The 15,452-nt window shown below is 64.6% G+C and carries 10 protein-coding genes; 6 read left to right on the top strand and 4 right to left on the bottom strand.

The genetic code is table 11. The features are described 5' to 3' along the window. Positions 1-9: 9 nt before the first annotated feature. From HELO_RS14070 to mntR, 4 genes are all read left to right on the top strand, one after another. Positions 10-1,293, top strand: a complete 1,284-nt coding sequence (locus HELO_RS14070; protein WP_013333314.1) for a TRAP transporter large permease — start codon at positions 10-12, stop codon at positions 1,291-1,293. A gap of 183 nt (positions 1,294-1,476) precedes the next feature. Continuing rightward, entirely contained in the window at positions 1,477-5,418 is a 3,942-nt protein-coding gene (locus HELO_RS14075; RefSeq protein WP_013333315.1) for a hybrid sensor histidine kinase/response regulator, read from the top strand. Between the two features lie 149 nt (positions 5,419-5,567). After that, positions 5,568-6,848 (top strand): Nramp family divalent metal transporter, encoded by a 1,281-nt coding sequence (locus HELO_RS14080; RefSeq protein ID WP_109637492.1) that lies wholly within the window; start codon positions 5,568-5,570, stop codon positions 6,846-6,848. A 10-nt stretch (positions 6,849-6,858) separates the two neighbouring features. Further along, positions 6,859-7,269: a manganese-binding transcriptional regulator MntR gene (gene mntR, locus HELO_RS14085; protein ID WP_013333317.1), complete on the top strand. Its 411-nt coding sequence runs from the start codon at positions 6,859-6,861 to the stop codon at positions 7,267-7,269. A gap of 84 nt (positions 7,270-7,353) precedes the next feature. Here mntR and HELO_RS14090 read toward each other — a convergent pair whose 3' ends face one another. The 3 genes from HELO_RS14090 to HELO_RS14100 form a co-directional block, all read right to left on the bottom strand. Continuing rightward, on the bottom strand, positions 7,354-8,019 hold the full coding sequence (locus HELO_RS14090) for a response regulator (protein ID WP_013333318.1): 666 nt from the start codon (positions 8,017-8,019) through the stop codon (positions 7,354-7,356). A gap of 225 nt (positions 8,020-8,244) precedes the next feature. Continuing rightward, positions 8,245-10,194: an acetate--CoA ligase gene (gene acs / locus HELO_RS14095; RefSeq protein ID WP_013333319.1), complete on the bottom strand. Its 1,950-nt coding sequence runs from the start codon at positions 10,192-10,194 to the stop codon at positions 8,245-8,247. A gap of 164 nt (positions 10,195-10,358) precedes the next feature. Then, a complete protein-coding gene (locus tag HELO_RS14100) occupies positions 10,359-10,919 on the bottom strand; it encodes a SprT family zinc-dependent metalloprotease (protein WP_013333320.1) in 561 nt (186 codons plus the stop codon). Between the two features lie 68 nt (positions 10,920-10,987). Between HELO_RS14100 and HELO_RS14105 the strand changes: the two genes are divergently transcribed. Beyond that, positions 10,988-11,644, top strand: coding sequence for a YecA/YgfB family protein (locus HELO_RS14105; protein WP_013333321.1), 657 nt, complete (start codon positions 10,988-10,990; stop codon positions 11,642-11,644). 104 nt (positions 11,645-11,748) lie between these two features. Here the strand turns inward: HELO_RS14105 and HELO_RS14110 are convergent, their stop codons facing one another. Continuing rightward, complete coding sequence (locus tag HELO_RS14110) at positions 11,749-12,867, bottom strand: phospholipase D-like domain-containing protein (RefSeq protein ID WP_041602159.1); 1,119 nt, start codon at positions 12,865-12,867, stop codon at positions 11,749-11,751. A 116-nt stretch (positions 12,868-12,983) separates the two neighbouring features. Here HELO_RS14110 and plsB point away from each other — a divergent pair, with 116 nt between their 5' ends. Then, positions 12,984-15,422 (top strand): glycerol-3-phosphate 1-O-acyltransferase PlsB, encoded by a 2,439-nt coding sequence (plsB, locus tag HELO_RS14115; protein ID WP_109637494.1) that lies wholly within the window; start codon positions 12,984-12,986, stop codon positions 15,420-15,422. Positions 15,423-15,452: the final 30 nt, after the last annotated feature.

Here is a 15,452-nt window from a genome sequence, read left to right on the forward strand (position 1 = left end):
ATACTTCCCATGGCTGTAGGCATTGCACTCGGTGCGTTGTTAGTTCTTTTCGTGCTGGGCACCCCCGTCGCCTTCGCACTTTTCTTGTCGACCTTCCTGTATTTTCTATTCGGCGCCGACCAACCCACGATGCTGCTCATTCAACGCTTGGCAGGGGGGTTGGAATCCATTTCGCTACTGGCGATCCCATTTTTCATCATGGCTGGTGTGTTCATGAACCACTCTGGCATCACCGATCGCCTTTTGAAACTGGCAGAACTCATGACCCGGCGCCTGCATGGCGGCTTGGCCCAAGCCAACGTTCTGCTCAGCACCTTCATGGGCGGACTATCCGGCTCGAACATCGCCGATGCCGCCATGAATGCCAAGTTGCTCGTTCCCAGTATGACGGCAAGCGACTACCCCAAGTCGTTTTCCACCGCTATCACCGCCGCGTCCTCATTGGTGACCTCTACCATTCCGCCAGGGATAGCACTGATCGTCTATGGCTACGTCAACAATGTTTCGATCGGTCGCTTGTTCCTGGCCGGGGTTGTGCCAGGCATTCTGATGGCTATCTGCATGATGTTACTGGTCTCCCGGCAGTGCCGCCGCCAGGGATACCAGCCTCCCCGCAAGGAGCGGGTCTCACGGCGTGAATGGGTCAGCGTGACACGCGCCGGTCTCATTGCCTTGCTGCTACCGGTTGTGGTCATCGGCGGCATTCGTATCGGCGTTTTCACGCCGACTGAAGCCGGCGCCATGGCCGTGCTGTATGCCTTGATCGTGGGCATGTTCGTTTACAAGGAAATGGATGTGGGCAACGTCGCCGAAGCCACACGGGAATCGCTTTTCGCGTCGGTCAACGTCCTGTTCATCATCGCCGTGGCTTCGGGCTTCGCGCGCTTTTTGACCTGGGAACATATTCCTCAGGACATCGCCATGCTCCTCTCGTCCCAGGTCGGTAGTGCAGTGGCCTTTTTACTACTCGCCAATCTCATCCTGCTGGTGCTGGGCATGTTCCTGGAAGGCAATGCCATTCTCATCGTGCTATCGCCCCTGCTGGCGCCCGTGGCGGCCCAGTTCGGCATCGATCCGGTGCACTTCGGGATCATCTTCATTCTCAATGCTTCCATTGGTACGATCACGCCCCCCCTCGGTACGGTGATGTTTACCACCTGCAGCATCACCGGCATCAAGGTGCCTGATTTCATTCGCGCTATCATGCCCTACTGGCTGTTACTGATCGGGATACTGCTGGTTGTGACTTTCGTACCCGCTGTGTCGATGTCACTACCCAACTGGATTTTCTAACCTCGACGGTCTCCATTACGTCCATTGCCATCGTCGCCTGGGCATAACGCCCCCGGCCGGCCCTGCGCTACTACACAAGGACATCGGCCAAGTGACAGGCTTGGCCTGACTCACGCCTATTCCCACTAACGGAACCGCCCCACCAGGCTGCTAGAATGGCCGCATCAAGTAAGGGAGATGCGCATGTTCGCTGGCTGGCTACTGATCGTCGTTTCACTGTTGTATGTCGCCGTCCTGTTCGCCATTGCCTGGCGCGGCGACCGCCTGGCGCGAGCGCGCGGGGCCACACGACGACGCCCGATCGTCTACAGCCTAGCGCTGGCCATCTACTGTACTTCCTGGACCTTCCATGGCGCCGTGGGACAGGCCGCCACCTCGGGGTGGTCCTTCGCCAGCATTTTCGTCGGACCGATTCTCACCCTGCTGCTGTTCTGGCCGGTGCTGGCCAAGATGATCCGGGTCGCCAAGCATCAGAACGTGACCTCGATCGCCGATTTCATCGCCTCGCGCTACGGCAAGACCCAATCGCTGGCCGCCTTCGCCAGCCTGGTGGCGCTGATCGGCACCCTGCCCTACATCGTGCTGCAGTTGAAGGCCGTCTCCACCTCCTTCAGCGTGCTGACCTCCGAGGCGGACATCACCCGTGCGCCACTGTTCGGCGACACCGCCTTCTATGTAGCGCTGGTCATGGCAGCCTTCGCCATCCTCTTCGGCACCCGACACACCGACGCCACCGAGCACCACGAGGGCTTGATCCATGCCGTGGCCTTCGAGTCGCTGATCAAGCTGGTGGCCTTCCTGACGCTGGGCGCCTACGTGACCTGGGGCATGTTCGATGGCCTCGGCGATCTGCTGGCCTTTGCCGACATCCAGCTCGAGCTGCAGCGCCAGCTCGCCCAGCAGGACTTCGGCCAGGGTTTCTGGGCCCAGACCCTACTGGCCATGCTGGCCATCCTCTGCCTGCCGCGCCAGTTCCATGTGGCAGTGGTGGAGAACACCCATCGCGACGATGCCGCCAAGGCCCGCTGGCTGTTCCCGCTCTATCTGGTGGCCTTCGGCTTCTTCGTGCTGCCGCTGGCCGCCGCCGGCCTGACCATCTTTGCCGACACCAATGTGTCGCCCGACGCCTATGTCCTGGCGCTGCCCATGGCCGCCGGCAGCGAGTGGCTGACCCTTTTGACCTTCATCGGCGGCTTCTCGGCCTCCACCGGCATGGTGATCGTCGCCGCGGTGGCGGTGTCGATCATGATTTCCAACGAGATCGTCATCCCGGCCCTGTTCCGCCTGCGCTGGTTCGACACCAAGGCCCGCGACTATGGTCGCCTGGTGCTGCGTGCCCGGCGCATCACCATCGGCGTGATCCTGGCGCTGGCCTACGGCGCCTACCAGTTGATCGGCGACTTCAGTTCCCTGGCCGCCATCGGCATGCTGTCCTTCGCCGCCGCCGCCCAGTTCGCCCCGGCCCTGATCGGCGGCCTCTACTGGAAGCGCGGCAACCGCCTGGGCGTGATCGTGGGCATGAACGCCGGCTTCGCGATCTGGGCCTATAGTCTGCTGATGCCGGATCTGATCGCCGCCGGCGTGCTCCCCGAGGCATGGCTGTATGGCGGTCCGCTGAACATCGGCTGGCTCTCGCCCACTGCCCTGTTCGGCCTCAATGTCGGCGACAGTTTCACCCACGGTGTGATGCTGTCGCTGGGCGTCAATCTGGTCTCCTACATCTTCGTTTCCCAGATGACGCCACAGCGCGTGGTCGAGCGTATCCAGGCCTCGCTGTTCGTCGACAGCGTCGAGACCCGCCAGACCTCGGTGAACCGCCCCTGGACCGGCGCCACCACGGTGGGCGATCTCAAGGTCCTGTGCGAACGCTTCCTCGGTGCCGGCCAGGTCAGTCGTGCCTTCGACGACTATGCCCGCCGCATCGGCAAGCCACTGGAGGACAACACCCGGGCGTCCATCGACGTGATCCAGTTCACCGAACGCTTTCTGGCCTCGGTGCTCGGCGCCTCCTCGGCACGTATCGTGGTCAATTCGGCCCTGCAGGGCCGAGGCATCGGCATTTCGGACGTGATCTCCATCGTCGACGAAGCCTCCCAGGTACTGGAATTCAACCGCGCCCTGCTCCAGGCGACCATCGAGAACATCAACCAGGGCATCAGCGTGGTCGACCAGAATCTGCGCCTGGTGGTCTGGAACCAGCGCTACCTGGAGCTGTTCCGCTTTCCCGACCACCTGATCCGGGTCGGCGCGCCGATCGATCGCATCTTCCTCTACAACGCCCACAACGGCGAATACGGTCCCGGCGATCCCGAGGAACACGTCCAGTTGCTGCTCGACAACATCCGCGAGGGCCAGCCTCACCGCTATGTGCGCTACCGCCAGGACGGCAGCGTGCTGGAGGTGCAGGGCAACCCCATGCCGGGGGGCGGCTTCGTCTACACCTATCAGGACATCACCCAGCAGAAGCGCACCGAGGAAGCGCTGATCCGCTCGGAAAACAACATCCGCATCTATACCGACAACGTGCCGGCACTGATCGCCTATTTCGACAAGGATTGCCGCTACCTCTTCACCAACCGCGCCTACGAACAGGCCTTCGAGATCGATCGTAACGAGGTTATCGGCAAGCCCTTGCAGACGGTGATTCCCGAAGACATGGCGCGGGAGCGTGCCCCCTGGATCGACCGGGCCCTCGGCGGCGAGCGGGTCAGTTTCGAGGTCTCGCTGCAATTGCCCGAGGGCATCCGCTACATGCTGGTCACCTATACGCCGCACTTCGGCGACAGCGGCGCTATCCTCGGCTTCTTCGCCCTCTACCAGGACATTACCGAGCGACGCCGCGCCGAGATTGCCCTCAAGGAGACCAACGAGACCCTGGAGGAGCGCGTTCGCGAACGCACCCAGGCGCTCTCCGAGGCCAACGCCGCCCTGCGCCAGGAGAACCGGGTGCGCGCCGAGGCCGAGCAGGCCCTGCGCCAGGCCAAGCAGGTGGCCGAGGATGCCAACGCCTCCAAGACCCGCTTCCTGGCGGCGGCCAGCCATGACCTGCTGCAACCACTCAATGCCGCGCGCCTGTTCACTTCGGCCCTCACCCAGGAGATGGATGCCGACGACATGAAGCGCACCATCGGCCACATCGACAACTCGCTGCAGGCCGCCGAAGAGTTGCTCGGCACCCTGCTCGACATTTCCAAGCTCGACGCCGGCGCCCTGACGCCACGCCGCAGCCACTTCGCCCTGGCGGACATCTTCCGGCCACTGCGCGCCGAGTTCGAGGTGATGGCCGAGGACCGGGGGCTCGATCTGGTCGTCGTGCCCAGCCGTGCCTGGGTCGACAGCGACGCCCAGATGCTGCGACGCATCGTGCAGAACTTCCTCTCCAACGCCATTCGCTACACCCAGGAAGGCCGTGTGCTGCTGGGCTGCCGCCGCCAGGGCGAGCGGCTGTCCATCGAAGTCTGGGACAGCGGCCCGGGCATTCCCGAAGCCAAGCAGGCCGAAATCTTCCAGGAGTTTCGCCGCCTCGACCAGGCATCGCGCCACAAGGAAGGCGAAAAGGGGCTCGGCCTGGGCCTTTCCATTGCCGAGCGCATGAGCCGAGTGCTCGACCATCCCATTCGCGTGCGCTCCTGGGAAGGCGTCGGCACCGTCTTCTCGATCAGCGTGCCGGTCGTGGAAGCCCGCAGCCAGGAGGCCACCGAGGAGAGCAAACCGCGCCGTGTCGGCAACAAGCTGGCCGGCACGCGAATCCTGTGCATCGACAACGAATCGCTGATTCTGGAGGGCATGAAGGCGATGCTCACGGGCTGGGGCTGCGAAGTCTTCACCGCCACCTCCATCGGTGGTGCCAAGTCGGTGCTTCGCCACCTGGACACCGACCCTGACGCCATCCTGGCCGACTACCACCTCGACAACGAGGTCACCGGCCTGATGGCCATGGAAGCGCTCAGCGAACGGCTGCATGGCAACGTGCCTGGCATCGTGATCACCGCCGACCGCACCGAGGAGGTCGCCGAAACCGTCAAGCGCGCCGGTTATCACCTCTTGCTCAAGCCGGTACGCCCCGCCGCCCTGAGGGCTCTGTTAACCCGCACCCTGCAGGCCAGCCGAGCCGCCGCCCGCTAGCACTCCGCGCGGGGCGACGAGGGTCGCTCGTCCCGCGCCCCTCTCGATAGGCAGCAACAATCACGAGTACGGGAAATCGCTATTGGTCAACGTGGCGACCATGGATTAACTTATAGACCAGTTATTAACCACGGTTAATGAGTGTTTCCATGTTTTCCGCCATTTCCAACGACGCGATTCGCAACAAGGCCGACGCGACGCTGAGCGGGCGTCGTCGACGCTGGGGCTGGACGCCCTTCTTCGGCCCTGCATTGATCGCTGCCGTGGCCTATATCGACCCCGGCAACTTCGCTACCAACATCGAGGCCGGTTCACGGTATGGCTACGCCCTGCTGTGGGTGGTACTCGGCGCCAACCTGATGGCGATGCTGATCCAGACCCTGTCGGCGAGACTGGGACTGGCCACCGGTCGCAATCTGCCCGAAATCATCCGCGATCGTTATCCCCGCCCGCTGGTATGGTGTTACTGGGTCCAGGCCGAGATCGTCGCCATCGCCACCGACCTCGCCGAATTCCTGGGCGCAGCCCTGGCCTTCAACCTGCTCTTCGGCCTCTCGCTGATGGAAGGCGCCCTGCTCACCGGCCTGATCACCTACCTGGCCCTGCTGCTGCATCGCCAGGGCTTCCGCCTGATGGAGATCGTCATCGGCGCCATGATCATGGCGGTGGCCAGCGGCTTCCTCCTGGAAATGCTGCTCGGCACGCCCGATCCCGCACCACTGCTCGAAGGCCTGCTGCTCCCGAGCTTTCCCGACAGCTATTCCCTCTACCTGGCCGCCGGCATTCTCGGCGCCACCGTGATGCCTCATGTCATCTATCTGCATTCGGCGCTTTCCCAGAACCGCATCCAGACCCGCGACGAAGGGCAGCGCAAGCGCCTGATGCGCTATTACCGGATCGACGTCATCGTCGGCATGGCGATCGCCGGCCTGGTCAACCTGAGCATGCTGGCCATGGCGGCGGCGGTCTTCCACGCCCAGGGACGGCTCGACATCGCCACCATCAGCGACAGCTACCAATTGCTTTCGCCAATGATGGGCCAGCAACTCGCCAGCCATGTCTTCGGCCTGGCCCTGCTGCTGGCGGGCCTGTCGTCCTCGATCGTCGGCACCCTGTCGGGTCAGGTGATCATGCAGGGCTTCGTCAACTTCACCATTCCCATCTGGCTACGCCGGTTGGTCACCATGCTGCCCGCGCTGGCCGTCATCATGCTGGGCATCTCCGAACAGAAGGCGCTGGTTGCCAGCCAGGTCATCCTCAGCTTCGGCATCCCTTTTGCCCTGATCCCTCTGTTATGCTTTACGTCTGATCGCCGACTCATGGGCAATCTGGTCAACGGCAGATCCGTTACCGCCATCGGCGGGGCCATCTGCACGCTGATCATCGCGCTCAACGGCTATGTGCTGTTCTTCACCCTGACGGGTCACTGACAGGTCGCCAATGCCATCCTTGCCCAAGCATGAATATTTCCGGCGCGTTCGGCAGGACCACCAGACCGAGCTGGTCGAGGACTACGTCGAGGAAATCGCCCATCTGCACGCACTGCACGGCGAGGCCCGCGCCAGCGACCTCGCCGAATGCTTCGGCGTCAGTACCGCCGCCGTCTCCAAGGTGATCGCGCGACTCAAGCGCGATGGGCTGGTCATTGCCCGCCCCTACCGCGGCATCTTCCTGACGCCGCTGGGCGACGACATGGCCAGGCGGGTCGCCAATCGCCACACCGTGGTACTGGAGGTCCTGCGCAAGCTCGGCGTGCCCGAGGAGACCGCCCGGGCCGATTCGGAGGGCATCGAGCACCACTGCAGCGAGGCAACGGTGGAGGCCATGCGCCGTTACCTGAACGACGACTGACGCACTGCATTCCACCACCGAAAACCGAAAACGCCGCCCCGAAGGGCGGCGTTCGCATTGATGGCGGCTACATCCGACCAGGCGTCAGGACTCTTCCACCTTCGGTGGCTCGACCTCGAGCTTCTGGGCGGCGATGACCGCCTGGGTCCGCGAGTGCACGCCGAGCTTGCGCAGAATGGCCGTGACGTGGGCCTTGATGGTGGCCTCGGAGACATTGAGTTCGAAGGCGATCTGCTTGTTGAGCAGGCCCTCGGTGAGCATGTTGAGCACACGGAACTGCTGCGGCGTAAGCGAGGCGATGGCCTCGGCAAAGCGCGTGTCCTCTTCATCGGCCTCACCCAGGGCTTCGGCCATTTCTTCCGGCAGCCACACCTCGCCATCGAGGATCTCGCCCACCGCCTCGGCGATCAGCGCCAGCGACGCGGACTTGGGAATGAAGCCGGAAGCCCCGTAATCGATGGCACGGCGCACCACGTGCAGTTCGTCACTCCCGGACACCACCGCCACCGGAATGTCCGGCGTCTGACCGCGCAGTTGGATCAGCCCGGAGAAGCCATGGGCGCCCGGCATGTGCAGATCCAGCAGGATCAGGTCGGCATCCGGGTGACGGGTCACCACCTCGGTCGTGGCTTCCATGGTATCGGCCTCGACGATCTCGGCCTGGGGCGCCAACTGACGCAACGCCTGGGTGAGGGCCGCACGGAACAACGGATGGTCATCGGCGACGATGAATTTCTGGGCAAAAGCCATGGTTCTCCTCCGGTTCCGGAATGCAACGGGCGGGCCCGCCGCCTGCTGGACACTTGTAATTTACCGCATGTTACCCCATGGCCGAGGCAATGCCCAAGCGATCCATCTGAATTGTCGACACTTTCCGTCAACGTCATGAAAAAGCCGGCCCATGGCCGGCTGCGGTGAAGGACGATGGACGAGCGCGCCGCCCACCATCCAACAGGATACGTACTGACGCGACGCTCAACGATTGGCCCGGTGCTCGATCAACTCATCGACCACCGACGGATCCGCCAGGGTGCTGGTGTCGCCCAGGCCATCGCACTCGTTGGCGGCGATCTTGCGCAGGATACGGCGCATGATCTTGCCGGAGCGGGTCTTGGGCAGGCTCGGTGCCCACTGGATGACATCCGGTGAGGCGATCGGCCCGATATCCTTGCGCACCCACTGGGTCAGCTCCTTCTTGAGCTCGTCGCTGGGCTCGTGCTGGTCGTCCAGGGTCACGTAAATATAGATGCCCTGCCCCTTGATGTCATGGGGATAGCCGACCACGGCGGCCTCGGCCACGGCCTCATGCGCCACCAGCGAGGACTCGATCTCGGCGGTGCCCATGCGATGGCCAGAGACGTTGAGCACATCGTCGACCCGGCCGGTGATCCAGTAGTAGCCGTCCTCGTCGCGTCGGCAACCGTCACCGGTGAAGTACATGCCCTCGTAGGTGGAGAAGTAGGTCTGGACGAAGCGCTCGTGATTGTTCCAGATCGAACGCGCCTGCCCCGGCCAGGAGTCGAGCACCACTAGGTTGCCGTCGGTGGCGCCCTCGAGAAGATGCCCCTCGTTGTCGACCAGTGCCGGCTGCACGCCGAAGAACGGCAGGGTCGCCGAGCCGGGCTTGAGGTCGATGGCGCCGGGCAGCGGCGCGATCATGATGCCGCCGGTCTCGGTCTGCCACCAGGTATCGACGATCGGGCAGCGTTCCTTGCCGATCACCCGGTAGAACCACTCCCAGGCCTCGGGGTTGATCGGCTCGCCCACCGAGCCCAGCAGGCGCAGGCTGTCGCGCTGGCTGGAGTCCATGACATGGTCGCCATGGGCCATCAGGGCACGCACCGCCGTGGGCGCGGTGTACAGAATGCTGACCTGGTGCTTGTCGACGATCTCGCCCATGCGGCCATTGGTCGGATAACTCGGCACGCCCTCGAACATCAGGGTCGTCGCGCCGTTGGCCAGCGGGCCATAGACGATGTAGCTGTGGCCGGTCACCCAGCCCACGTCGGCGGTGCACCAGTAGACCTCGCCGTCGCGATAGTCGAAGACGTACTGGTGAGTCAGGGCGGCCTGCAGCAGATAGCCGCCGGTGGTGTGCTTGAGCCCCTTGGGCGCGCCGGTCGAACCGGAGGTGTAGAGGATGAACAGCGGATCCTCGGCGCTGACCTCCTCGGCCGGGCAATCGGTGGACTGCTTGTCGACCAGCTCGTGGAACCAGACGTCGCGGCCGTCCTTCCAGTCGATCTGCCCGCCGGTACGCTGGAGCACCAGCACCGTCTCGGCCACATCGGTGCCCTCGCGGGTCAGGGCCGCATCGACGTTGTCCTTGAGCGGTACCTGCTTGCCGCCACGCACCGACTCATCGGCGGTGATCACCACCTTGGAGGCGGCATCCTTAACGCGCTGGGCCAGGGCATCCGGCGAGAAGCCGCCGAACACCACCGAGTGCACGGCGCCGATACGCGCGCAGGCGAGCATGGCCATGGCCGCCTCGGGCACCATCGGCATGTAGAGCGTCACGGTGTCGCCCTTGCCGACGCCCAGTTCCTTGAGGGCATTGGCCAGCTGACAAGTACGCTCGTGAAGCTGGCGATAGGTCAGGGTCTTGGATTCGGCCGGATCGTCGCCTTCCCAGATGATCGCGGGCCGGTCGCCGCGGCTGGCCAGGTGGCGATCCAGGCAGTTGACGCTGGCATTCAGCTTGCCATCCTCGAACCAGCGAATATCGACGTTGTTCGAGGCAAAGGAGGTATTCTTGATGACACTCGGCGCCTTGAACCACTCCAGATGCCGGGCCTGCTCGGCCCAGAAACCGTCCGGATCATCCACGGAGCGCTGGTACATGGCCTGGTAGGTGTCCTTGTCGGCCCAGGCCTTGGCGGCGATGTCATCACGTACCGGATAGATATGCTGCTGATCGCTCATCGAAATGCCTCTGTCCTCGGGATGATCCCTTCAGGTGAATGATGCCGATCCAGCGCGACGCAGCGTCGACCGGCGCCATGTAAGCTGCTCCCAGCATACCCCTCTGCCGCGCCGGCTTCACTTTAGACATTGGTATGAACGATTTTCTTTTTTATAACAAATAGTTAAACCGAATCTTCAAGCGTCGAACGAGTCACATAGACCAAGGATTGGCCGCATTTTCGGCACTGGTACTGACGCCCCTGCCGGGCCAGACCATGACGACGCGCCGAAAAGCCATGCTCGCGACAGCCGCAGCGATAGAGGTAGGGTTCGGGACTGGCGCGCCCGGTATCGAAACGATGCGTGGCCTGCGGCACCAGGCCGAACAGCTCGCGCATCACCGTGCGCCATTCGTGGCCATGCGGACGCGCCCGATAGCCGTCCGCCAGGTGATGCACCAGCCAGTGAGCCATCTCGTGGGGCACCACCTCGACCAGGAAGGCATGACGGTTCTCGTCGTAGAGCACCGGATTGAACCTCAGGCCGCCACGCCCGAAATGAGCCTGACCGGCCCCCTTGCCGCGCAGGTCCAGCCAGACGGCAGGACGCGGCAAGGTGTCATGCACCTCGCTACACAGCCGCCAGGCGGCTTCGACCCGCTCGTGCAACGCACGCTGGCTGGCGGCTCGATCGAGGGAGTCGAGCCATGCGGGATCGGGTTCGGGCAACACGGGATGGATCATGGGGTGCTAGAATGGCGCCACGCCACGGCGGCGTAAAGTAAAGACTTCCCAGCCAGAGCCATGTCACCATGTCCGACACCGATACCCCCCAGCCCCAGCCGCTTCTCGACGACGAAGCCCTCGACCAACTCGACGATTTTCTCGAATCGGAAAGGGTCGACGCCGACGCTCTGGATCTGATCGGCGCCCACGGTTTCCTGGTTGCCCTGGCCGTGGCGCCGAGCGACGTTCCCGCCGCCACCTGGGTACCGGAACTCTTTCATGGCGAACCGGCCTTCGCGGACGATAGCGAACGGGAAGCGACACTGGCGCTGCTCGAGCAATTGCGCCACAACGCCATCCAGGTGCTGGAAGGCGGCGGCCTGCCCGAATTGCCATTCGACATGGAGCTGGGCGGCCTGGCACCGGAAGAGACGCCGATCGGTGACTGGTGCGCGGGCTTCATGGAAGGCGTATTCCTCGACGAGGCAGCCTGGTTCGCCGAGGACGAGGAAGCCGCCGCCACCATGCTGCTGCCCTTCATGCTGCTCTCGGGGCTGTTCGCCGACGAGCCCGACATGGCCGAGCTCGCCACCGACGGCCAACGTCTGGAGCGGCTGGTGGAGCAACTGCCCGAACTGGTGCTCGACCTCTACCTGCACTATCGAGTCCCCCCGGAAACCCCCAAGCCCAAACCCCGCCGCAAGGGACCACCCGGTCGCGGCAAGAAGACGCGCAAGAAGTAAGGCGGAAGGCGGAAGACTGCCACCCCGCAGCCCAACGGAAAGGGTTTTCTTAAAACTTACAGCTTATGACTTACAGCTCCGGGCCGGGCGCAGCCCGGACCGGGTCAGCGCAGCCTCGTCAACATCCCGTCCAGCGTGCCGAACAGCCATTCCTTGAAGCGTTGCAGGCGTGGCCGACGCGCCCAGTCGTCGTGACGCACTTCGTGGCTGGCAGCGAAATTGCGCTCGAACAGGGCCGCCACGTCGGTGGCGAAGTCCGCGTCATCCACTTCCTGGTTGGCCTCCAGGTTCCACTGCAGGCTCCAGTGGTCGAAGTTGCAGGAACCGAGACTCACCCAGTCGTCGACCAGCGAGAACTTGGCGTGGATGAAGGAGGGCTGGAACTCGAAAATGCGCACACCGGCCCGCAGCAGACGCCCATAGAAACGCTGGCCGGCGTAGCGTACACCGGGATGGTCATGGTCATCGCCCGGCAACAGCAGACGCACATCCACCCCGCGTCGTGCGGCACGCGCCAGCCGTCGTCGCAGGCTCAGGGTCGGCACGAAATAGGGCGTGCACATCCAGATACGACGGTGTGCTGCATCCACCCGACGATGCAGGGACAGCCGGATGGCCTGATAGCGATACCCCTGCCCCCAGACGACACGACCGCGCATCCCGCCCACCACAGATGGCGACACGCCAGGCAGCGGGCCTGAGGATCGCGCATCGCCCTTGCCGCCTCGCGTCACCGGCGAGTTCCAGAGCGATACGAACAGATGCTCCCAGTCGGCCACCACCGGACCTTCGATGCGCACCGCCACCTCGTACCAGGCCTCGAGAAAGTCATCGACCGCGCCGAAGCCCCCGGTGAAGGCCACCCGGCCGTCCACCACCACCAGTTTGCGATGATCGCGTGTCAGATTGCGCGCCAGGGAGTGCAGCCCCAGGGGATTGAACCAGCGCAGTGTCACACCGCCTTCCTCCAGGCGACGCCGGTCCGCCGTCGACAGGCCCATGCCACCATAGCCGTCGAGCATCAGCCGCACCGCCACGCCGCGCGATACCGCCTCCAGCAGCGCCTCGATCACCATCGTGGTCAGCCGCCCCGACTCCATCAGGTACAGCTCGATCAGCAAGGTTTCCCGAGCCGCACCGACGGCCTCGAACATGGCCGGCAGGAAACGCGCCGCCTCGGGCAGCAGCTGAAAATGATTGGCGTCCCGCCAGGCTCCCGCCATCGTCCCCTCCTCCATTACGCCCGGTTGCATGGATGCGTCCTTGCCCACCGGGAGCCCCCTGACCCTTCCGCGGGGCATCGCTATACTGGTCCCCCATCCTCCTCAAGAGCGACCGCATGGCCAACGCCACTTCCGTCAATCCGCTCCGCGCACCACTGCGCCGCCTGATCGACGCCTGGACCCAGGTGCGCCTGCTCGAACCCGCCTCGGAGGATCTCGGGCTCGATCCCGACTTGCCGACCCTTTACGTTCTGCCGCGCTCGTCCCTCTCCGACGGGTTGCTGCTCGAGGTTCTGGCCCGGCGACAGGGCCTGCCCGACGCCACCATGCCCAGGCAGCTCGGTGAGCGAACCCTGCCCGCCCAGCTCTCGCTGCCCACCACGCGCCGCCGCCTGTGGCAGCGTCGCAAGCGCTCACGTTCGCCTTTCCAGTCAGTTATCGAAGCACACCGCGATACGGGCTGCGACATTCAACTGGTCCCCGTCAGCATCTTCTGGGGACGCGCCCCTGGCAAGCGTTTCGGCTTCTGGCAGCTTCTCGCGGCCGACAGCTGGCGTCTCACCGGTCGATTGCGACGCCTGCTGGCGGTCATGGTCAACGGGCGCGATCTGGAGGTTCATTTCGGCGCGCCCCTGCGCCTCGCCGAACTCGATGACGGGCGCGAGCCATCCCTTACCGACCGCAAGGCCGCCCGCCTGTTGCGCGTGCATTTCCGACGCATGCGCTCCCGGGTGCTGGGGCCGGACCTGTCCCATCGTCGCACCCTGATCGAGGGCGTGGCACGCAGCGAGCCGGTACGCCGCGCCATCGCGGAGCAGGCCGGCCAGTCGCCTCGCCTGCGCGCACGCCTGACGAAACGCGCACGACGTTATGGCCGTGAGATCGCCTCCAGCATGAGCTACCCGGTGATGCGCTTCCTCGACGGCGTGCTGCGGCGGTTGTGGAATCGCCTCTACGATGGCGTCGATGCGCGAGGACTGGACAGCATCAAGGCTCTCGCCGGCGAGCACACCCTGGTCTATGTCCCCTGTCATCGCAGTCACATCGACTACCTGCTGCTGTCCTATGTGCTCTACACTCAGGGGTTGATGCCTCCGCACATCGCCGCCGGCCGCAATCTCGACATGCCGCTGATCGGCCCCTTGCTGCGGCGCGGCGGTGCCTTCTTCATGCGCCGCAGTTTTCGTGGCCAACCGCTTTACTCGGCGGTCTTCAAGGAATATCTGCACCGCCTGCTCAATCGCGGGCATCCGCTGGAATACTTCATCGAAGGGGGACGCTCGCGCAGCGGCAGAATGCTGCCGCCCCGCCCCGGCATGCTGTCCATGACGCTGGACTCCTTCCTGCGCAGCCAGCGGGAAGGCGGACAGTCGCTCGTCTTCGTGCCGGTCTACATCGGCTACGAGCGCATCCTCGAGGAAGCCAGCTATCAGCGCGAACTGGCCGGCGGCCGCAAGCGCAAGGAATCCCCCCTGGCCCTGCTGCGCATCGTGCGACGGCTGCGCGAGCCCCATGGGCGCGTGGCGTTGAACGTCGGCGAGCCGCTGTCGCTGTCCGACTTCCTCGACCGCGCCCAGCCCGACTGGCGCAGCGCGACATCGCCGGGCGAAGAAGCCCCCGACTGGAAACGCACCGCGGTCACCGAGCTCGGGGAAACCCTGACTCGGCGCATCAATGCCGCCGCCTCGCTCAACCCGGTGAACCTGGTCGCCCTCGGCCTCCTGGCCACGCCGCACCATGCCATCGAGGCCACACTGCTGGAGCGCCACCTGACACTGCTGGTCGAGCTGGGCCGGGAGAACGCCGCCGCCCTGCCATCCGGCGAGCCCGGCGACTGGATCGAGCAGACGCAGGCGCTGGGCATGCTCAAGTACCAGCCCCACGCCCTGGGCGACCTGGTCACCGCCGATCCTGCCCAGGCCACACTGCTGGGCTGGTACCGCAACAATGTCCTGCATCTCTACGCACTGACCGGCCTCACCGCCTTCGCCTTCCGCCACCAGGCCCGCCAGAGCCTGGATGACCTGGAACGCCTGCTGGCACCGAGCTGGCCGGTGCTGATGCGGGAATTCGCCATTGCCCCGCCGGCCTCGTTTCGCAAGGCGCTGGCCGACACCCTCGAGCGTCTCGCCGCCCAGGGGCTGCTCGAGCGCGACGCCGAGGCCTGGCGACGCACCGACTCGCTGACCGGCGAGGAACAGTTGCGCATGCTGGGTCGGCTCATGCAGCCGCCGCTGGAACGCGGTTACCTGCTGCTCTCGGTACTGCTGAACGAGGCGCCGGGACACTTCACCCACGACGCCCTGACCGAGCGCACCCGGCAGTTGGCCGAGCGCCTGGCACGCCTGACCGGACGCGATTCGCCGGAATTCTTCGACGCACGCCTGTTCGCGGGTCTGGTGCAGAGTCTCGAGGCTGAAGGCTGGCTACGCACCCGGGAAGGACGGCTCTATTACGGTTCGCGACTGCGTGAAGGTGCACGACGCGGGCAGACGCTGTTCGACCCGGCGCTGCGTCATCGACTGCAGCGAATCGCGCGCCATACCGAAGCGTGAGGTGGACCATCAGGTATTGTCTGAAAATTT

This window comes from Halomonas elongata DSM 2581 (assembly GCF_000196875.2).
In the GTDB taxonomy this organism is placed as follows: Bacteria; Pseudomonadota; Gammaproteobacteria; order Pseudomonadales; family Halomonadaceae; genus Halomonas; species Halomonas elongata.